This is a genomic window from Algoriphagus terrigena DSM 22685, assembly GCF_000429445.1.
GTDB lineage: Bacteria > Bacteroidota > Bacteroidia > Cytophagales > Cyclobacteriaceae > Algoriphagus > Algoriphagus terrigena.
This window is the reverse complement of sequence record NZ_AUBW01000013.1, coordinates 102,686-124,030: the sequence shown is the minus strand read 5'-3', so window position 1 is coordinate 124,030 and position 21,345 is coordinate 102,686. Positions and strand designations below refer to the sequence as shown.

Annotated in this window: 16 protein-coding genes and 1 tRNA gene; 11 read left to right on the top strand and 6 right to left on the bottom strand. The window is 48.5% G+C overall.

Features of this window, described 5'->3' with window-relative positions; all coding sequences use genetic code 11:
- Positions 1 to 73 precede the first annotated feature (73 nt).
- Entirely contained in the window at positions 74 to 928 is an 855-nt protein-coding gene (locus G459_RS0113340) for an alpha/beta hydrolase (RefSeq protein WP_026968104.1), read from the bottom strand.
- A 129-nt stretch (positions 929 to 1,057) separates the two neighbouring features.
- Between G459_RS0113340 and G459_RS0113335 the strand changes: the two genes are divergently transcribed.
- Complete coding sequence (locus tag G459_RS0113335) at positions 1,058 to 2,149, top strand: AI-2E family transporter (RefSeq protein ID WP_035455881.1); 1,092 nt, start codon at positions 1,058 to 1,060, stop codon at positions 2,147 to 2,149.
- 109 nt (positions 2,150 to 2,258) lie between these two features.
- On the opposite strand, the gene G459_RS0113330 is transcribed toward G459_RS0113335, so the two are convergent.
- The 5 genes from G459_RS0113330 to G459_RS0113310 all read right to left on the bottom strand — a co-directional run bounded on the left by G459_RS0113330 (position 2,259) and on the right by G459_RS0113310 (position 7,124).
- A tRNA-Leu gene (locus G459_RS0113330) sits at positions 2,259 to 2,340 on the bottom strand.
- Positions 2,341 to 2,449: 109 nt separating this feature from the next.
- Entirely contained in the window at positions 2,450 to 3,871 is a 1,422-nt protein-coding gene (locus G459_RS0113325; protein ID WP_026968102.1) for an alanine/glycine:cation symporter family protein, read from the bottom strand.
- A gap of 233 nt (positions 3,872 to 4,104) precedes the next feature.
- Positions 4,105 to 4,512 (bottom strand): hypothetical protein, encoded by a 408-nt coding sequence (locus G459_RS0113320; RefSeq protein ID WP_026968101.1) that lies wholly within the window; start codon positions 4,510 to 4,512, stop codon positions 4,105 to 4,107.
- 90 nt (positions 4,513 to 4,602) lie between these two features.
- Positions 4,603 to 5,817 carry a cysteine peptidase family C39 domain-containing protein gene (locus tag G459_RS0113315; RefSeq protein ID WP_026968100.1) on the bottom strand — a complete coding sequence of 405 codons (1,215 nt, stop codon included), beginning with the start codon at positions 5,815 to 5,817 and terminating at the stop codon, positions 4,603 to 4,605.
- Positions 5,818 to 6,104: 287 nt separating this feature from the next.
- Positions 6,105 to 7,124, bottom strand: coding sequence for a LacI family DNA-binding transcriptional regulator (locus G459_RS0113310; RefSeq protein WP_026968099.1), 1,020 nt, complete (start codon positions 7,122 to 7,124; stop codon positions 6,105 to 6,107).
- Positions 7,125 to 7,316: 192 nt separating this feature from the next.
- On the opposite strand from G459_RS0113310, the gene G459_RS0113305 reads away from it, so the two are divergent.
- The 10 genes from G459_RS0113305 to G459_RS0113260 all read left to right on the top strand — a co-directional run bounded on the left by G459_RS0113305 (position 7,317) and on the right by G459_RS0113260 (position 21,340).
- Positions 7,317 to 8,363, top strand: a complete 1,047-nt coding sequence (locus tag G459_RS0113305) for an aldo/keto reductase (protein WP_026968098.1) — start codon at positions 7,317 to 7,319, stop codon at positions 8,361 to 8,363.
- Positions 8,360 to 9,370: a zinc-binding alcohol dehydrogenase family protein gene (locus tag G459_RS0113300; RefSeq protein ID WP_026968097.1), complete on the top strand. Its 1,011-nt coding sequence runs from the start codon at positions 8,360 to 8,362 to the stop codon at positions 9,368 to 9,370. Before G459_RS0113305 ends, G459_RS0113300 begins: the two co-directional genes overlap by 4 nt.
- A 17-nt stretch (positions 9,371 to 9,387) precedes the next feature.
- Positions 9,388 to 11,895 (top strand): glycoside hydrolase family 95 protein, encoded by a 2,508-nt coding sequence (locus G459_RS0113295; RefSeq protein ID WP_245588184.1) that lies wholly within the window; start codon positions 9,388 to 9,390, stop codon positions 11,893 to 11,895.
- Between the two features lie 84 nt (positions 11,896 to 11,979).
- Positions 11,980 to 12,948: a ThuA domain-containing protein gene (locus G459_RS27435; RefSeq protein ID WP_084454492.1), complete on the top strand. Its 969-nt coding sequence runs from the start codon at positions 11,980 to 11,982 to the stop codon at positions 12,946 to 12,948.
- Positions 12,949 to 12,969: 21 nt separating this feature from the next.
- Positions 12,970 to 13,848 (top strand): sialate O-acetylesterase, encoded by an 879-nt coding sequence (locus tag G459_RS0113285; RefSeq protein ID WP_245588183.1) that lies wholly within the window; start codon positions 12,970 to 12,972, stop codon positions 13,846 to 13,848.
- A gap of 52 nt (positions 13,849 to 13,900) precedes the next feature.
- Positions 13,901 to 14,791 (top strand): alpha/beta hydrolase, encoded by an 891-nt coding sequence (locus G459_RS0113280; RefSeq protein ID WP_026968094.1) that lies wholly within the window; start codon positions 13,901 to 13,903, stop codon positions 14,789 to 14,791.
- Between the two features lie 94 nt (positions 14,792 to 14,885).
- Positions 14,886 to 15,800, top strand: coding sequence for an alpha/beta hydrolase (locus G459_RS0113275; protein WP_026968093.1), 915 nt, complete (start codon positions 14,886 to 14,888; stop codon positions 15,798 to 15,800).
- 248 nt (positions 15,801 to 16,048) lie between these two features.
- Complete coding sequence (locus tag G459_RS0113270; RefSeq protein WP_026968092.1) at positions 16,049 to 16,702, top strand: RNA polymerase sigma factor; 654 nt, start codon at positions 16,049 to 16,051, stop codon at positions 16,700 to 16,702.
- 20 nt (positions 16,703 to 16,722) lie between these two features.
- Complete coding sequence (locus tag G459_RS0113265) at positions 16,723 to 17,751, top strand: FecR family protein (protein WP_245588182.1); 1,029 nt, start codon at positions 16,723 to 16,725, stop codon at positions 17,749 to 17,751.
- Between the two features lie 157 nt (positions 17,752 to 17,908).
- Positions 17,909 to 21,340: a SusC/RagA family TonB-linked outer membrane protein gene (locus G459_RS0113260; protein WP_026968090.1), complete on the top strand. Its 3,432-nt coding sequence runs from the start codon at positions 17,909 to 17,911 to the stop codon at positions 21,338 to 21,340.
- Positions 21,341 to 21,345 lie beyond the last annotated feature (5 nt).

The window sequence follows — 21,345 nt, the reverse complement described above, 5'->3', positions numbered from 1 at the left end:
GCTTATGCAAAAAGCAAAAATTAGCTGAATAATCTAAGTTAAATTACCTAATTGGACCGAAGGGTGTCTGCAATTACTCGCGCTTCAGGTACTTATCGAAGAATAGCAAATGCACCGGAAGAGCTTCTGTCCAGTAAGGCCAGGTGTGGGCACCCGGACGCTCAATGTACTCGTGTGGCGTGCCGTTTTCCAGGAGCAATGCGTGCATCTGCCGGTTGGTATCAATGAGGAAATCTTCCACCCCGCAGTCCAGGATCAGCGCCAGTCCGTTGGTCTTCATCTTGTCAATCCAACCTACCGCTGTGAACGGGCTGAAGGTCGGCGCATCGTAGTTGAGGTCGGCACCCAGCATCGCTTTCTGACCTTCCTGACGGAGTTTACTGAAATCCTCGGGTACTTTCCACATGCGGGTATCAATATTCATCACGCCGCTCATGCTTCCAGCAGCGACGAATAGTTCGGGATGCTTGGCCGAAAGGAAGATCGCTCCGTGGCCACCCATAGACAGGCCGGTGATTGCCCGGGATTCCTTCTGTGCCAAAGTACGGTAGCTGAGATCGATATGTGGAATGAGCTCTGCTGTGATGTAAGTTTCATACCGCACCGAGTCGAGCATGGGGCTGTCAAAGTAATAGCTGGCAGGGCCGACTCCCGGCGTCACGATGATCAGATCGTATTGCTCTGCCATCCGGCTCACCAGACCAGGTTCCGTGACTTTTTGGTGCCAATCACTGAACGAACCACTTCCGCCGTGCAGCAGATAGAGCACGGGATAGTGTTGATCCCCGCTCTGGTAGGAGCTGGGTGTCGTGACGGCGGCGTTGAGATTTTTGTTCATCGCCGGACTGAATACCTGAATGGTGTCAGTCTTTGCCTGGCCAAATGCCAACAATGGGAAAAAGACAAATAGGAAGATAAAGCGGGACATAGCCGGGATGATTTTGGTTTTTGATTTTTGAAAAATAGCTAAAGTTGGCTAACAACCAATCCCTGATTACGATGAGTCACTCCAGCAGATCTTATTTTGTATATTCTCGCCCATATCAAGCGAAGCGCTATGAATCGACTGCAGCCGGTGGCCAATTTCCTGATCGTACTTGTCCTCGGAGCCGTGGTGCTAAAAGAAGGGGCTTTTATCCTCGTCCCGTTGGTCTGGGGGATTTTTTTCGCTTTTGCACTGTACCCGATTTCCTCTTGGCTTGAAAAGCGCAGGATTCCAAGAGGCCTGGCGATCTCGCTCAGTATCCTGATGGTCAGCTTAGTGGCTTTAGGGATATTGTACCTACTTCTCAATCAGATGATCGGTTTGATCAAAGAAGTGCCTGAGATTGGCGAAAACCTGGAAAACAAGCTGAGTCGATACCTGGAAGAGCTGAGCTCCTTGATGGGGAATGACCTGATCGATCCGGAAAGCGGCTGGGATATCTATTCGTTGCTACCAAGCGGAAACCTCAATGAAACTCTTTTTACAACCGGGAAATCTTTGATCTTGGTCGGTATTATCCCGCTGTACACCTTTCTGTTGATGTACTACAAAGACTTTTTCGTCGAGTTCCTGATTCGCCTGTCTTCCAAAAATCAGGGGATTGTGATCAACTGGGCTCAGGAGTCGGGACGGATCATCCAGTCTTATCTGGCGGGAATGATCCGTGTCACCGGGATCGTGGCGGTCTTAGCCGGAATATTCTTCTACCTGATCGGGGTCAAATACTTTGTGCTTTTTGCGGCCTTCATAGCCATCATGAACTTAATCCCATACGTTGGGGTGTTTATTTCTTCGATTTTCGCGATCCTATATGTGTTCTTAACTACCGTTTCACTCTTCTATCCCATTGTCACATTTGGGGTGCTCTGGGGGATTCAGCTTTTGGAAAACAATATCATCACTCCGCTCGTGGTGGGTTCCAAAGTCAAGGTCAATGCCCTGGCGGTGATTATAGCCATCTTGCTGGGAGGCTGGCTTTGGGGAATCTCAGGGATGGTTCTCTTTATTCCTCTCACTGGGATTCTGAAGATCACCCTCGAACGTAGCGCCGGCCTGAAGCCTTTTGCTTACCTGCTCGGGGATGAGGTTCCGGTCAGCGAGGAGTCAGAGAATTTCTGGAAGCTGGCGACCAGGAAGTACTTCAAAAAAGAAAAACCCGGTTGAGGAATGCGCTGGAGTTGCTTCGCAAAGGGTTGCTGAAGTAGCTCCTGTCCAACAAATTGTCCAACACACAAAGAAAAACCCTCTCAGAATATCCTGAGAGGGTTTTTTGTGCGGATGAAAAGATTCGAACTTTCACACCCAAGGGCGCTGCCACCTGAAAGCAGTGCGTCTACCAATTTCGCCACATCCGCATCGTTGAATCGATTTGCAAATAAAGCAAAACTTCAGCTTCGAAACCAAGCCGCTTTTCAAGAAAATCGAATTTTCCCGAATGGCTTTAGAGATCGGTCTGAATGCCAATTACTTCCAAAGATCGGTATTTTCTATTCCGGCATCTTTCGCGATAAAAACCGGATCTTTTCCCGCCTTTCGTTGCTTTTTGTAATCTTCCCAAGCTCGGAAGGCCGGTTTTCTAAGCAATAGAATCGCAATAATATTCAGCCAGGCCATCAACCCAACGCCAATGTCGCCGAGTGTCCAGGCCATTTCCGCTGTTTTAACTGAGCCATAAAATGTCGCGCCCAAGATGGCAAGCTGCAGTCCGCGAACTGCCCATTTTGAAGATTTGTTTCTGGTCAGGTAGCTAAGGTTGGTCTCCGCGATGAAATAGTAAGCCATGATCGTAGTGAAGGCAAAAAACAGCAGCGCGATGGCGACGAATCCTTTCCCGATAGCGGGAAAGTGAGTCCCAATTGCATACTGAGTGTATTCCGGACCAAAAGGCACGCCAGGCAGATTCTCTACTATAAAGCCGCCTTCAGGATTTACCACATTGAATTGTCCTGTAAAAAGAATCATCAATGCGGTAGCTGTGCACACAAACAAGGTGTCTACATAAACGGAAAATGCCTGAACCAATCCTTGCTGGGCAGGATGAGCAACTTCAGCAGCGGCAGCGGCATGGGGTGCTGTGCCTTGGCCTGCTTCATTGGAATAGATGCCTCTCTTTACTCCCCAAGCGATTGCCATCCCAAACACTCCGCTAAAAGCAGACTCGAGATTGAAGGCCGATTTGAAGATCAGGGCAAAGACTGCAGGTACTTCCGTGATGTTCATGACGATGATAATCACAGCCATCAGGATATAGGCCAAAGCCATAAATGGAACCACCACTTCGGCCACTTTGCTGATCCGCTTCACGCCACCGATGATGATCAGTCCGAGGAAGACCGTGACAGCAATACCGGTGTAGTGGACTGGGATACCAAAGGCGTTGTTTGCACTCAGTGCAATGCTGTTGCTTTGAACCCCCGGAAGGAAGATCACCGTGCTGAGTATGGTAGCGAAAGCAAAGATCATGGCGTACCATTTCATCCCGAGGCCTTTTTCGATGTAATAGGAGGGACCGCCCCGATAGTGGCCGTCGTTTACTTCTTTGTAAATCTGTCCCAAAGTCGACTCAATAAAGGCAGAGGAGGCTCCCAAAAAGGCGATTGCCCACATCCAGAAGATAGCTCCGGGACCTCCCATGGCAATCGCAGTGGCGACACCGGCTATATTTCCCGTGCCTACCCTACCCGAAATAGCAATTGCAAAAGCCTGGAAAGAGGAAACCCCTTGGTCAGATGCCTGTCCTACGAAGAGCAACTTGAGCATTTCCTTGACATAGGTCACTTGGAGAAATTTCAAGGCAAAAGAAAAATACACTCCTGCAGCCAGGCACAGAAAAATCAATGCATTACTCCATATGATGCCATATATCGTGTCGATTATCTCTTTCATTTAAGGGGTTTTGGTTGGTGGTTGAACTTCAATTTTTAGAATTCGAGCATCGAATTAAGGAGTAAGTAGCGGAAAAATTATCAGAAACTTGATGAATGGGTGCGAAAATCATCCAATACGGACACAAGTCTGTTCAAAAAATCAAACTGTGGGGGTGAGAAAGCGAGATCGAGACCGGGCAACCGGTTTTTTTGCCGTGTGGAGATAGGCGGACACACGACAGAAGCCCGTCCTCATCCCTCCCTTTGGCTGGGATCTCTTTTTTCATACCAGCCCTGGGGGCCTATGAAAATTGATCTTTGCTCCGCAGTTTCCTTCTCCAATCGGAGCAGCCAAGCCCATCGTCGGGGAGTTTCGTCATAGGACAAAAAGGGCGGAGTAAAGCGAAATCCGCCGTACTCCTGCCGTATTTCGTCCAAAGCCTTCGATGGAACGGCTTCAAAAAATGTCGTGGTCATCAATTGGATTTCATCGGTCACGTTTGGAGTCAACACCCCATGGGACACGAGACGGCCGGTAAGGTCAAGGATGGCCAAGCCGCGCACCCGATCACTCAACAAAAACGGGATTAACCAATATTGGTGTCTTTGCTGAGCGTCGAATAGCGGGACAGGATTTCCTGGAGTTGTTTTGGAGAGCATTGGAAAGGAGTCATGTAGTCCCTGCCTAATCTCTTGTTGTACAAGCTGGAGAATATCCTCTGCTGAGTGCATCTTTTGTCGTCAAATCGTTTAATAATCAAGTTTCGTGTAGACGAAATTGGTGTGGGTGATGGAATCCCAGTCTTCCCAGTACACATCGCCTCCTGCCTTAAGGTCTGCATTCCATGGCCAGGGATCGTACACAAACAGTTTTCGGTCACTGTCGTCAGCCCCCAGTATAGAAAACATATTCCTCGAATAGCCCGCAATGGCACGCGCATGTCCGGGCACGCCTGATTTCATCGGCTGCAATTTGTTAATCTGATTGCAGGCCTCAGTCCACGATGGCGTCGTGTCATAGGTTGCGTTGAGATGATTGTTGCTCAACGACTCATACCCTGCGGAGACGTCTGCCGGGCAGCCGTTTCCTGAGGTGTATCCCAGTGAGGGCGCGATGTCGTTTTGACCGTAATAATATCGGTAATAACACAGTATCATCTGGCATGTAGCAACCGAACAGTAGTCGCTGAGCTGCTGGGCATGCAGGATGAAGCAATGGTGCGAGCCATCCTCGTCATGAGTGTAATGGGTGCAGAATTGTAGTTTCTTCTCTGCGCGGGTTTTTAAAACCAACTTTGAAAAGTCCCTCACAGCCGCGATCTCGCTGATTCTATAGATAGACTCTCCGCCATATTCTCCTTCAAAGACTCTTTTGGTCAGACTGGCGGCCTGTTCGTAGTTTTTTCTATTCGTCTCTGCCGTACGCGGGTCAAGGGAATCCAGGAAAGACCAGCTATAAACTCCTTCGGAATTTTCTCTCTCGGGTCTGGTAGGAATGAGCGAGAAATCGGAGATATCAAAGACCAGCTGAAGCCGCTCGGTATCATTTCTCAGACCGACCATAAGCCCAACTTTCGGGTAGCTATAGCAGACCAGCGTCGTGCCCACGACCTTGAACTGTGAAAACCTTCCCTGTAAAATTTCGCCGATCCTTCTTTTGGAGGCTTCCAAATCCCATTTTTGGGCGCCTAAACGAATAGAGACGACAGGCTTGCCGACGGCCCGACTTGCGGCAGCACGCACGGTCGCCACTTGGATTCGGCCCGATTGCAAGGCAAAGTCATAAAACAGGAGGTGCCCGTTGATGTCGAATAGCTCGATCGCATTGGGGTCGAGTGCAAGTGACCGGGTCTTAAGTGCCTCTGAGCTTGAGCTCAATGAGAATTTTGCTGCTTCAAGAAGCGCACTCGCATATGCTTCCTCTCTTGATACGAAATCATTGTTTGTTGTACGTCGTACTGCCATGGTAAAAAGTGTTTATGATGGATAAAACTGAAGAAACTATCGATTAAAAAACTGTCAGAAAATACTTTCCAATGAAAAATACCCACTTGGAGTTTGTCAGTTGGACGAGCGAAGGATTACAGGTTTCAGAAGGTGGTTTTCTTCTTCCCGCAACTTTTCCCAGGACAATTGTCGGAATTTACCGAATTTATATCTTCCCCGGAATGGGTTTGCAATAAATTCTTTTACGCCAGTGGCGGAATCAAACCCGGATCCACTCTCCGGTCTTCTGGCTTGATAGGGCTTGTCTAGTGCCCAGTTTTTACCGCTTGCGTGGATTCCCGAATCACTAATCTGGTGGCTAGGGTTTTTACCTCCAATACGGTTTCCGGGTTGCTTATTTTGTTCAACAGATACTTGGCTCCGGCAACTCCCATTTCAAAGGGTTGCTGATTGACGCTACTCAAAGTAGGGTTGATGTAGGTGGAAATGGGCTCGTCTGCATAGCCTATCACCGAAAGTCGCCCAGGAATCTGGATTTTCAGTTCGCTTGCGACTTTGTAGATCTCAAAAGCCAGGTAATCACTATAGGCAAATGCGCCATCCACAGGAAGATTCGAGAGACAGAACCTGATTTTTTCTACCAGATTGGTATCGCTGCTTTCCAGAATCAACTCCTCGTTGAAGGCTATTCCATGCTTTCGAAGCGCCTCCTTGTACCCCATAAATCTATTGAAGGTCGTGGATAGATTTGCCGGTCCTTTGATATGAAGGATGTGTTTGCAGCCGTTTTGACACAGGTAATCTACTGCAGAGAATGCCCCATTGAAGTCGTCTGAGATGACGTAGGGAGTCTCTATTTCCTCGGAAAACCTATCCACCAGCACCAAAGGAGTTCCGCTGTCCATCACCTCCTGCAGATGCTCAAATTTGTCATTCATCTTGGAGATCGTCGCGAGAATTCCGTCGACTCGTGCGTCTAAGAGCGTTTGCGTGGACTTGATTTCCTGTTTTTGCTTTTCGTTGGAAGTACAGATCAGCAATTGGTACCCGGCCTTGGAAGTGACGCTTTCGATCCCGGCAAGCATGCGGCTGTAGAAATGGTGGGTGAATTCCGGGATGATCAACCCGATCGTGTGAGTTCGGTTTTCCACCAAACTCTTCGCAATCGGGTTAGGCCTGTACCCCAGTTTTTTAGCCAAGGAAAGAATCTCCAGTCGCTTCTTCTCACTGACTTTTCCACCTCCATTTAGGGCTCTGGAGACCGTGGATGGCGTGACGTGGAGCGCAGTGGCGATGTCGGTGATGCTGATTCTCTTCTTTCTCATCTTGGGTATATGCGCAATCTAAAATAAACGGACGAAAGCTCAGGGGTTTATAGATAGGAGTTTGGATCGAGAGGTCAAACGTTTGACCAATATACTTTTAGTCAGATTGATGATATTGGTTTTTTGTTTTGGGAAACTGGGTTTATACCAGATAGAATTCCCTTGCCACAATTGCTTGAAGCATCTTCATATATGGAATTAGGAAAAACCGGCATATCAGTACCAGCTATGATTATTGGGACGAGTTCGCTCGGTAATCTATACGAGGCCAGGCCCTATGGGCACAAGCTCGAGTTGGTATTGGCGGCGCTGGAATGTTTTCCTGAAGGGGCAGTCTTTGACTCGGCAGGAAAGTACGGAGCCGGAATGGCCCTGGAGGTTTTGGGGCAGGCGCTTTTTGACTTGAAAGTACCAAAAAGTAAGGTGCTCATCAGTAACAAGCTGGGATGGAAGCGGGCGTCCTTGAGCGGATCCGAACCTACTTTTGAGCGTGATGTGTGGAAAGATTTGACTCATGACGCAGTTCAGGACATCAGTTATCAGGGGATCTTAGCCTGTTTCGAAGAGGGAAATGCACTGTTGAAAGGCTATGAAAGCCAGCTGGTTTCCATTCATGATCCCGACGAGTATTTGGATCTGGCGACTTCATCGGAAGATTACGAAAGGCGATTTGAAGATATCCTGGAAGGCTACGCGGCTCTGGACGAACTGAAGCAAGCCGGCAAAGTAAAAGCGATCGGTGTTGGATCGAAAGACTGGAAGGTGATCCGGAAGATTTATCAGCATTTTCCGCTCGACTGGGTGATGATAGCCAATAGCATGACGATCTACGATCATCCTGTGGAGCTGTTTGAATTTATGAGATTACTGGAAAAGGAAGGCGTGGGCATTGTCAATTCAGCGGTTTTCCATTCGGGATTCTTGGTGGGTGGGGATTACTTTGATTATCAGAAAATGAACTCAAATGACCCCGTCTTCAATGAACGGTTCCTCTGGAGAAGGAAGTTTTTTGCTCTTTGCGAAGGGCACGCCATAGATCCCGCTCATGCCTGCATCCAGTTTGCCCTTCTGCTTCCCGGAGTTAATTCCTTGGCTCTGAACTCCACCTCAATGCATAGAATCCGGGCTAACGCGGAGTTTTGCACGACGCCAATTCCCGATTCATTTTGGGACGCGTGCAAAGAGCAGGGCTTGATCGCCAAGTATTTATCAGAATTTAATTTGAACCAAACTAGATGAAAATTTTAAGCTGCACCTCGCCAGGGCAATTTGCATATCAGGACGGGGAATTGCCACAGCTTTCCGAAGGAAGGGCCATTGTCAAGATCAAGAGAATCGGTATCTGCGGCACTGACTTGCATGCGTTTGAAGGGACGCAACCCTTCTTTTCCTATCCCAGAACGCTGGGACACGAGTTGGCTGGCGAAGTGGTGGAAATCGGAGATAGCGAACTGATTTCCAAGGGTGACATGGTGACTGTGATTCCCTATTTCAGCTGTGGAATCTGCGTGGCCTGTAGAAATGGAAAGCCGAATTGCTGTCAGAAAATAAGCGTTTTTGGCGTCCATGAGGATGGCGGGATGCAGGAGTTTGTCTCCTTGCCGGTTTCTTCTTTGGTGAAAAAGGAAGGATTAAACCTGGAGCAACTTGCCTTGGCTGAGCCATTTGCGATAGGCGCCCATGGAGTCCGCAGGGCAGGAGTGAAGCCGGGGCAGTTTGTGCTGGTCATCGGTGCCGGACCGATCGGACTGGGCGTCATGGAATTTGCACGTATCGCTGGTGGTACTGTGATCGCGATGGATATAAATGAGAAGCGACTGGAGTTTTGTAAGGATGTCTGGAACATTCCTCACGTGGTGAAAGCTGGAGCAACTGCTCGAGAGGTCATCCAGGAGATCACCAAAGGAGATTTTTGCGATGCTGTGATTGATGCGACCGGAAGTTTGGCGGCAATCAATCAGGGATTTCAATACATAGCCCACGGAGGTTCTTATGTCTTGGTAGGCTTGCAAAAAGGAGAGATTGCCTTCTCGCACCCCGAGTTTCATAAGCGGGAAGCAACCTTAATGAGTAGCAGAAATGCCACCAGAGAGGACTTTGATCAGGTGCTGGATGCGATGGCCTCCGGACAATTGTCAGTGGAAAAGTACATCACGCACAAAGTGAAATTTGATCAGGTGAAGGATGATTTTCAGTCGTGGCTAAATCCGGAAACCGGAGTGATCAAGGCGTTGGTTGAGATGTAAGCGCCAATTGAATTGAAATGAAAAATATTAATATACCCAAGATGCTTAATAGTCAGTATTCTTTAAGAAGCTTATTTGTAGTGCTTTTTGTGGCTTTTTCCCTTCAGGTAAAAGCTCAGGAAAGCTCGCCCTTGACACTTTGGTACAAGCAGCCAGCTGCAGATGTATGGACGGACGCCTTGCCGATCGGCAACGGTCGGCTGGGTGCAATGATCTATGGCAACGTAGAAAATGAGCTGATTCAGCTTAACGAGCATACCGTTTGGTCCGGGGGGCCCAATCGGAATGATAACCCGGATGCCTTGGCAGCCCTGCCCGAAATCCGACGCTTGATCTTCGAAGGAAAACAAAAAGAAGCGGAGGAATTGGCAGCCAAAACTATTCAAAGCAAGAAGTCTCATGGGCAGAAGTTTCAGCCTGTGGGTGATCTGAATATCGCCTTTGAGGGACATGGTACATTTACAGATTATCGTAGAGAATTGGATATAGCAAAGGCAATTTCCAAAGTCAGCTATACTGTAGCTGGCGTGACATATACCCGGGAAGCCATCGCTTCATTTGCTGATAATGTGATCGCAGTTCACTTGACAGCCAGCAAGCCCGGCATGATCTCATTCACAGCATCTATGGCAACTCCTCAGCCGAATGCTACGATTGGCCTCAATTCAGAAAAGGAACTGACAATCTCCGGCACTACGACAGATCATGAAGGAGTGAAAGGTCAAGTAGAATTCAAAAGCATCGCTAAAGTCAAAAATCAGGGAGGAACGCTTACTTCTTCCGATTCTTCCATCACGGTAAAAAATGCCGACGAAGCGACGGTTTACATTGCCATCGCTACCAATTTCAACAACTACCTGGATCTCTCCGGAGATGAAAACGCCGGAGCAGCCGCATTTATGGCAAAAGCTGCTGCTAAATCTTTCGATGCTTTGCTCCAGACCAATGTCTCGGACTATCAAAATTATTTTAATCGGGTCAGCCTCGACTTGGGCGAGACGGAAGCTTCCAAGCTCCCGACAGATGAGCGCCTAAAGAACTTTAAGACAGGGGATGACCCTGCTTTGGCTACCCTCTATTATCAGTACGGTAGATATCTGTTGATCTCATCTTCCCAGCCCGGTGGTCAACCGGCAAACTTGCAGGGGATTTGGAACAAGGGAATGTCTCCGCCATGGGACAGCAAATACACCATCAACATCAACGCGCAGATGAACTACTGGCCGGCAGAGAAAACCAATCTTGCCGAGCTTCATGAGCCTTTCCTGAAAATGGTCTCTGAAATGGCCGAAGCTGGTGAGGAAACTGCCAGGGTGATGTATGGTGCGCGGGGTTGGATGGCGCACCACAATACGGACATCTGGAGAATCACCGGTCCAGTGGATGCGATATTCTGGGGGATCTGGAGTGGCGGCGGAGCTTGGACTAGCCAGCACCTTTGGGATCATTTCCAATACAGTGGTGACATGGAATATCTGAAGTCTATCTATCCTATACTAAAAGGGGCAGCAATGTTCTATGTGGACTTTTTGGTCAAACATCCGGATAAACCCTGGTTGGTAGTCAATCCCGGAACATCACCTGAAAATGCCCCTGCGGCACATGATGGATCTTCTTTGGATGCCGGAACTACCATGGACAATCAATTGGTTTTTGATGCTTTCAGTGCGGTGATCCAGGCTTCGGAGATGCTGGATAAGGATCAATCTTTCGCCGATTCGCTGAGAACCATGCGGGATCAACTGCCTCCGATGCATGTCGGGAAGCACGGCCAACTCCAGGAATGGCTGGACGATATTGACGATCCCAATGATCATCACCGTCATATCTCCCATTTGTACGGACTTTTCCCGTCTAACCAGATCTCTCCTTTGCGTACTCCAGAGTTGTATTCTGCTTCCAAAAATACACTGATCCAACGTGGAGATGTATCCACTGGCTGGAGCATGGGTTGGAAGGTCAACTGGTGGGCAAGGATGCTGGATGGCAACCATGCCTATAAACTCATCCAAAACCAGCTTTCTCCGGTAGGTCCCAACCGGGAAGGCGGAGGTTCTTACAACAACCTTTTTGATGCACATCCACCATTCCAAATTGACGGTAACTTCGGCTGTACTTCTGGGATCACCGAGATGCTGGTTCAAAGTGCCAACGGGGAAATTCATTTGCTTCCGGCTTTACCAGACGTCTGGCAAGACGGCAGCATTACAGGAATTAGAGCCAAAGGAGGTTTTGAAGTAGTGGAACTGAAATGGAAAGATGGGAAGATTGAAAAGGCCGTGATCAAATCTACAATCGGCGGAAATCTGCGAGTGAGGGTGCCCAATGCTTTGAGCTTAGAAGAAGGAAATGGACTTACCCAAGCAAGAGGTGATAACCCGAATCCTTTCTACCAAGTGCCAGTTACAGCCGACCCGATCGTGTCGCCAGCTGCTACGATTATTCCCGTGGATTTGAGCGATATGAAGCTGTACGATATCAAGACCTCTGAGGGAGAGGTGATTACTTTGGTAGCAGGGAAATGAGTTTTGCCAAATGCAGAAGCACTGACAGGTAATAGATTTTAAGCATGGATTGAGTAAGCAGAGAACCATAATTACTGATCGCTAATGGACCTTAAGAAAGATTTTTATTCATCAAGACTTTGGTTGAGAAGGTTCTCTCTGCTGATCGCATGCGGCTTGTGTTTCACCTTGAGCGGAAATCTTGCTGCCCAAACCAAGCCCGTTCACACGGTCTTAATCGTGGATGGATTCAGTAATCATGACTGGAAGCAAACCACTGAAGTGATCAAATGGATATTGGAAAGCAGCGGCAGGTTTAAAGTTGATGTCACTACGGTACCTCTCGACAGTATGCAGAAGCAGGGATGGAATCCGGATTTTGAATCTTATGCGGTAGTCATTCAAAACACCAATAACATCCATGATCTAACGCTAAGCTGGCCCGAACCTGCGCAGAAGAGTCTTGAAGACTACGTGCAGAATGGTGGAGGCTTGTATATCCTTCATTCCGCGAATAATGCGTTTCCAAACTGGAAGGAGTACGATAAGATGATCGGTCTGGGTTGGCGCTCAGTAGATTCAGGAATCGCGTTGGAAGTAAATGATCAAAGGCAACTCGTCAAGCATCCCAAAGGAGAAGGGAAGGGCACGAATCATGGAGACCGGTTTGACGCGCTCATACAGATACTGAATCCTCACCCCATTAACGAAGGCTATCCTGCATCCTGGAAGACTGTGAATACGGAAGTTTACAGCTACCCCCGGGGTACCGCAGAGGATTTGACTGTGCTGTCCTATGCATATGACAGTACAGGTACCAAAAAGATGTGGCCCGTGGAGTGGGTCGTAGAGTACGGGAAGGGAAATGTCTATAACTCCAGTATGGGTCATCTCTGGAGAGGAGAAACTTACCCTCCGGCTTACAGGTGTGTTGGATTTCAAACTACCGTGATCAGGGCTGCGGAATGGTTGGCGAGCGGCAAGGTGACTTATCCTGTGCCGGATGACTTTCCTACCAGTGAAAAATCCAGTCTGCGTCCAAAAGAGATGTCAGGCATTGTTGAAAATGAATAAATACGCTTTAGATCAAATGCTATGATAAACCCCATATCTACCAAAAGATCCAATCCTTGGATAAAAAGGGCATTTAACCTGCTTTCTATAGGTTTTCTAATTTGTTTCTGCACGGCAACGAGCTTCGCCCAAGATCCTAATTTTTACATTTTCCTCAGCTTTGGCCAGTCCAATATGGAAGGGAGCGCAAAGTATGAGCCTCAGGATACTGTCGCAAACGATCGGTTTCAGGTGCTTCAGGCGGTGGATTGTCCTGAGTTAAACAGAGAAATGGGACATTGGTATCCGGCTGTGCCTCCGCTCAGTCGCTGCAATACCGGACTTACTCCCGGAGATTATTTTGGAAAAACTTTGGCAGCAACGCTTCCTGACAGCATCAAAATCGGAATTATCAATGTGTCTGTGGGAGGTTGTAAGATCGAGCTGTTCGAGAAAGATAGCTATGAATCCTATGTGGAAACTGCCCCCGGGTGGATGAAAGGCATGATTGCCCAATATGACGGCAACCCTTACGGAAGATTACTTGATCTGGCAAAGATTGCGCAGAAAGACGGTGTAATCAAAGGCATCTTGCTACATCAAGGAGAGTCAAATACCGGAGACCAATCTTGGCCAAAGAAAGTGAAAGGAGTCTATGACAATCTGCTTAGTGACCTTGGTTTGACACCGGATTCTGTCCCGCTCTTGGCAGGCGAATTGGTGAGTGCGGATCAGGGAGGGAAGTGCGCAAGTATGAACCCAATCATCGCAACGCTTCCTGATGTAATTCCGAATTCCCATGTGATCTCCTCGGCTGATTGCGAGGCTATTGCCGACGGCCTTCATTTCTCTGCTGCCGGTTATCGCTTACTCGGATCCCGCTATGGTGAGCAAATGGCCCAGCTCCTGATGAACCCATAAACCCAATGTTTTTGCCAAATCACTACAACCCAAAAAAATAACCTACAAACCTATGAACCGCTCAAAAAACCTATTAATCCTATTGTTTCTATTTGTTGGGCATCTCCATGCCCAGCAGATAGAAAAGGAAGCCCCGTCGGGGTTTGACCAAGCGAGAGAGGGGATTTCCCACGGAAAGATTGATACCATCACCTATCACTCAACAACCGTGGGGAATGACCGCCGCGCCTTGGTTTATACTCCTCCGGGCTTTTCTCAAGATGAGAAATATCCAGTCCTCTACCTGCTTCACGGGATTGGAGGGGATGAAAAGGAATGGCTAAACGGAGGACATCCGGAGGTCATTCTCGATAACCTCTACGCAGACGGGAAGCTGGAACCCATGATCGTGGTCATGCCAAACGGCAGAGCAATGACGGATGACAGCGCAGGAGGGAATGTCATGGCTCCGGACAAGGTTCAGGCCTTTGCGACATTCGAACAGGACTTGCTGAAAGACCTGATTCCGTTTATCGAAAAGGAATATCCCGCAATGACCGATAGAGAGCACAGAGCCATCGCCGGACTGTCTATGGGTGGAGGCCAGTCGCTCAACTTTGGCTTGGGCAATCTGGACAAGTTTGCCTGGGTGGGTGGTTTTTCCTCGGCCCCAAACACCAAGGAACCGCAAGTCCTGGTGCCAGACCCAGACAAGGCAAGGGAAATGCTGAAGCTGCTTTGGATCTCCTGCGGGGATGCGGATCGATTGCTGAGCTTTTCTTCCCGTACCCATGAGTATTTGGTAGAAAATGAGGTGCCGCACATCTACTATCTGGAGACTGGAGGTCATGATTTCAAGGTTTGGAAAAACGGACTTTACATGTTCTCCCAACTGCTTTTCAAGCCGGTGGATCAATCCAAGTTTGACCTGTACAGCCCACTGGATATTTCATCGGGGATATAAAAAAATCTTCTATTTAAAGTTGCTAAGTAGCAGTATGTCAGTTGGATAAATAATATTTCCCAAACAATAGCAATTAACAAAACCCAATACTATCATGAACCTATTTAAACACTCGATCCTGGCGTCCTGCCTGTTGATCGCCTCCTCCGCCATGGCCCAGGATGGCACTATTTATCCCCTGGAAAGACCAGCTGAACCCAATGCTATCTTGCTCAATACAGGCGGAGTGGAAAATCAACCTGCTACCGAAACTTGGTTTAAGCAATGGGGTGATCCGATGGCGAGAAATATCACCACCGCGACAATTACTCCATTTTTACCTGAACCGGGCAAAGCCAATGGTGCAGCGGTAATTGTGGCTCCGGGTGGAGGTTTCAGATGGCTTTCTCTTGGAAATGAAGGTTGGGAGGTAGCGCAGGCACTTGCCGATCAGGGAACAGCAGCCTTTGTCCTCAAGTACCGCTTGCGCCCAACTCCCGAGTCCATGGATGGTTTTAAAGAATCTATGAACCAGACCTTATCACCACGACCCGCTGTCCAGGGAGAAGCCCCTCCGAGACCGGCATCCTTTGATCTTTCGGATCAATTGGAAGATGCCGAGGCTGCCTATGCCATGATTGTGGAGCGTGCAGAGGAATGGGGAGTGGATGTGGATAGACTGGGAATGATCGGTTTTTCGGCTGGTGCGGGATTGACCATGCACAGCACCTTGAACTCCAAGACGATGAAATTGGCCTTTATTGGCCCGATCTATGGCGGGATGGGACCTGTGGAAGTTCCCAAAGACGCCCCGCCCATGTTTAATGTAATCGCTACAGACGATTTTCTTTTTAAAGGCCAGTTCGGTGTGGTCGATTCCTGGTACAAAGCTGGCATCCCTGTCGAGTTTCATCTTTACCAAAACGGTGGACACGGTTTTGGGCTGGGTAATCCGGGCCGAACCAGCAACCGCTGGTTTGATGCTTTTATCCATTGGCTGGATGTAAATGGTTTTTTAGCCTCTAATTAATTCTCCAGCAGAAAGCTACCTGTCATTCTTTGGCTAAGAAAAATTGATCTGACCAACCTCTTTAGACTGAGGGTTTTTTATGCGGAATATTATTCTGCATAGCTATGCTTTTGTCCAATTATATGGATGTGCGTGAGCTTCAATGGAGCTTTTTTGAGATATAAATGAAAATAATTTAAAATCTTGAGGTTGTTCGACCTCGCAAACTCCTCTTTATAAGTGAAGAGTGGAGATACCTTCCTGTTCGAATGAAAAAGACCCAAAATAAATCTATCGAAACCTCTGAAGCCTCTGCTATGCTGTACATGCAGCATAGTAAAGTGCTGGTTGTATATACCGAAAAATCAGACCGGGAGGTCTGGGCTTCCTTTAAGGCTGGTGATGAAGCCGCCTTCAACTACATCTACCGCAAGCACGTCGCAGATCTATACAACTACGGCATGCAGGTCTGTCAGCGAGACGACATGGTCAGGGATTGTCTGCAAAAGATGTTTATTGACCTTCGCAAAAATCAAAGCCGACTCGGCGACGTACAGCGGATCAAGGGCTATCTGTTTACCGTGTTTCACCGGGAACTTTTTAAGCAGATCAAAAAAGAAAACAAGCACAGTAAAGTCCTGACTTCCTTTGGCTCTGCCGAAAATGACTTTCTCGTCGAAACATCCCATGAGTCCAAGCTGATCATGCAGGAGTTTGCCAGCGAGACCAAAGCCGAGATCACTAAGGCACTCAATCAACTCTCGCCAAGGCAGCGACAGGCCATCGTGATGCTATATCAGGAGGAACTATCCTATCAGGAGATCGCGGAGATCATGGATTTTAATGAAGTAAAGACAGCTAGAACACTGGTCTATCGGGCCATGGAAAAGCTAAAAGAAATATTTGAAGTTTCGCGGGTTTGACCGCGGTACCTATTCCGACCATGGATGAAAAAATGAAATATGCGGACTTCGAAGTAGTCGATTTTTTAAACGACGAATTCTTCATCCAATGGGTTAAAAATCCGGGTGAAGAAACCGATCACTTTTGGCTGAAATGGATCGAAAACAACCCCGACAGGAGGGTGACCGTCCAGAAGGCCCGCGAAATTATAGGCTTGGTGCAGTATAAGACCAGATATGAACTCTCTGATCAAGCTTATATGGATCTCTATGAAAACATCGTGGAGAAAAGTCATCAAACAAGGCCCGACGGCAGACATTTTCAGTGGAGCGGCTGGCACAAAGTAGCGGCGATCCTGCTCATGGTGTTTTCCGCCGTGTATAGCATTGACTTTTTTGGCGGTCAAAAAGACAATCCCGTGGAGAGCTCCCCCAAGAGGACATTACTCAGTGTACACAATCCCGCCGGCCAAAAGTACAAGTTCAAACTCCCGGACGGCACAGTCGTCCATCTCAACGCCGAAAGCAGCATCGAATACCCCGAGACCTTCGCTGCGGATCAGAGAGAGGTCCACATGACGGGAGAGGCCTACTTTGAGGTAACCAAGAATACAGATCGGCCTTTCGTCATCCATACGGAACGAAATCAAGTGAGGGTATTGGGTACCTCTTTTAATCTCAAGGAAGGCGAAAATTTTGAACTGGCTCTGGTTGAAGGCAAAGTGGAAGTCGAAGATCCTGATGGCGAAGTGATCACGCTCTTACCCAACCAAATGCTGATCAAAGACAAGAACGGAGCAGTATCCATGAGTGCGTTTGACCCAATGGTGGTTTTCGGCTGGAAAGATCAAAACCTGGTATTCAAAGACAATACCTATTCCGAGGTTCTCGCAAAGTTGGAGTCATGGTATGGTGTCACCATCCAAAGCAACCTGACGATAAGTGAGGACTGGTCCTACTCAGGACGCTATCGCAACAAACCCCTCGATCAAGTGCTGGACGGCATAAGCATCTCCTCTGAATTCAAATATGAAATAGTCGATAAAACAGTAATAATCTCAAACCCATAGACCAAAATAACCATGAACACCCGTCGAAAAAACACAAGCTGAAAAATGAAAATAGGCAGGAAAGCGATGCTCTCCTGCCTATAGCCCTTGGTCCAATCGTCAAATTAATCAAAGGCTAAATCTCAAGTTTTACACACTTAAAATCATAAACAAAAGTATGGAAAAATCAATACTTAGGAAAATCATTATGCTTTCCAAATATTTTGTGTGTGCGTTCGTCTTTCAGCTGTTTTGCACAGTAGTTCTACTGGCAAATACCAGCAATGCCCAATTAAAAGGACTTGAAGATGTCACTGTCACAGTCAATTGCAAAGGAAGCACACTACACAAGGTTATCGCCGAGCTTGAGACCCAAAGCGGTTTTCAGTTCACCTACAACAAGGCGAAAGTACCCGTCGACCGATTGAGAGTCGATCTGGCAAAGATCAAGGCACCGCTCTCGGAGGTGCTGTTGGAACTAGCCACTCAGGCAAATCTGAAGTTTGTTCAGCTGGATGAAAACATCCATATCACCACCGGACCCAAGAGAGAGCAACCCGCCCCGGAGATCACGCCGAGAGAAATTGAAATCAGGGGACAAGTCTTGGATCACACCGGATTGGCACTGCCGGGAGTGACGGTTCGGATCAAAAATACCAACCGCGGTACGACCACTGATCTCAACGGCGAATACATCATCGATGTTAATGAAGGCGACATCCTCGTCTTTAGTTTTATCGGTTTTGTAGAGAAAGAAATGCTGGTAACCAATGCCGCGTTTATCAATGTGATGCTGGAGGAAGATCTACAATCGCTTGAGGAAGTGATTGTGATCGGATATGCCGAGCAGAAAAAAGAAACCATCGTCGGAGCCGTGGCTCAGACCAGTGGTGAAGTCCTCAAGCGAACCGGGGGCGTATCCAACGTCGGCTCAGCACTCACCGGTAACCTACCAGGAGTGATCACGACCGCAAGCACCGGGGTTCCCGGTGGAGAAAGTCCCCAGATCGTCATTCGGGGCCAAAATAGCTGGAATGGAAACGCACCATTGATCCTTGTGGACGGTGTCGAGCGTCCTGAGTTTTTCAACACGATGGATATCGGTTCCGTGCAGAGCATCTCTGTCTTGAAAGATGCCTCAGCAACCGCGGTATTCGGTTCCCGAGGTGCCAATGGAGTAATCATTGTGACCACCAAACGGGGCCGAGAAGGGAAGGCCCAGATCACCGCCAACGTCAGCTCTACAGTCAAGTTAGTCTCTAAACTTCCTGGAAAATACGACGCTTTCAGCGCGATCGGGGTGCGAAACAGAGCGATCGAAAACGAACTCACTGCCAATCCATCCGGATGGTCCGATTACATCCCTTTTTCTATCCAAAACAAATATCTAAACCCTGCCAATCTTGAGGAGTCTGAGCGCTACCCAAACATTGACTGGCAAGAAACCCTCTTCAAAGACTACGCAATGGCCTACAATGCCAACGTGGGAATCCAGGGAGGAACCAAGTTTACCCAGTACTTTGCAAGCATCGATTTTCAAAACGAGGGTGACCTTTTTAGAGATTTTGATAACAACCGCGGATATGACCCCGGATACAACTACAACCGCCTCAACTTCCGGAGCAATCTGGATTTTCAACTGACTCCAACCACCAAGCTTCAGGTGAATCTCGGCGGATCTTATGGCACGAGAAAGACCCCCTGGGGAGGGGGTGATTCTAACAGTTTCTGGAGTGCCGCTTACGGCAACCCGCCGGATGCATTCTTACCAGTCTATGCGGATGGCGCATGGGGAGTGTATACCCCGGATGACGTAGCAGCGGAAAACTCCGTCAGAATCCTCGCCGTCAGCGGGGTGCAATACCTGACTACGACACAACTGTCCACAAACTTTGTCCTGAACCAAGACCTCGGAATGATCTTGAAAGGTCTGGATTTCCGCGGGACCTTGGCAGTGGACAATTCCTTTACCGAAAGAAACAGAGGAGTAAATGACCTGTACAACACGCCGTTTCAAAAGTGGATCGATCCTACGACGGGCGTACATCTATATGACGACGTGGTCGATGCCAACAGCCGATTTGACTTCAGGGAAGCGGTGACCTGGGGCACGTCCGCCGGAACCGTCGACGGAGCACAACGAAGGCTGTATTACCAGCTTCAGCTCAACTATGCAGGCAGTATCGCGGATCGGCACAACTATTCGGTGATGGGCTTGATGAGCCGTCAAGAAGACGCAACCGGTAACATGATCCCTTCCTACCGGGAAGACTGGGTTTTCAGGGCAACATACGATTACAAAAACAAGTACCTGCTAGACTACAGCGGAGCATACAACGGCTCTGAAAAATTCTCGCCTGAGTACCGCTTCGCCTTCTTCTCTTCCGGAGGGATCGGCTGGGTTATTTCGGAAGAAGGATTCATGAAATCACTTTCTGTGATCGACTTCCTGAAAGTGCGCGCCAGTTACGGAGAAGTCGGGGACGACAACATCGGGGGTCGTTTCCTGTTTATGGATCAGTGGAGCTATGGCAACAGTTCGCAGCTGGGTATAATCGGTGAAGGCGGCGAATACAGCCCTTACACTTGGTATAGTCAGTCCTCGGTCGGCAATCCGCAAGTTCACTGGGAGACGGTGTACAAAACCAACATTGGTCTCGAAGTCGAACTGTTCAACGGACTCATCAACGGCAACTTTGAATACTTCGAAGACGACCGCAAAGACATCCTGATGTCCGGCGACCGCTCCATCCCCAGCTACTACGGTACTACGGCTCCCGCAGCCAACCTCGGGCGAGTGAAGACGAAGGGTTTTGAACTGACAATTGGCTCCAGTTACACCTTCGAAAACCAAATCCGTGTCTGGGGCGATTTCTCCATGACACATGCTGAAAACGTCGTAATCGAACGCGACGATCCTGAACTGCAATTAGCGTATCAGAAAGACCAGGGCTATCAGCTCGGACAATACCGCAATCATATCAGCAATGGCTACTACAGCTCATGGGATGAACTCTACGCCAGTACGCCTCACAACTCAAATGACCAGATGAAACTCCCCGGCGGGATGCAAATCTTGGACTTTAACGGAGATGGAGTGATCGACTCCTTTGACTCCGCTCCCTATGGATACTCCGGTGTGCCGGAAAACACCTTCAGCACGAATCTCGGTGCGGAGTGGAAGGGTCTCAGCATCTACGTACAATTCTATGGTGTCAACAACGTCACCCGGGATGTTCCCCTGGCCAGTCTCAACAACCGTCTGAATCGAGTCTATGAAGAAGGAACCTACTGGTCTGAAGAGAACGTGGACCCGGATTCTCCGATGCCGAGATGGGGAGCACTGATGCCTGGCTACAGCAATGGACAGCGCTATCTCTACGATGGCTCTTACCTCAGACTGAAGAATGCCGAGATCGCCTACGCATTCAACCAGGAGTGGGTGAGAAATATGGGAGTAGAAACTTTCAGACTCTATCTCAATGGTAACAACCTCCTGTTATGGACGGACATGCCTGATGATCGGGAGTCCAACTTCTCTTCCGCTGGCTACGCAGGTGCATATCCTACTGTCAAAAGAATCAATCTAGGGCTAAACGTCACATTCTAAACCAG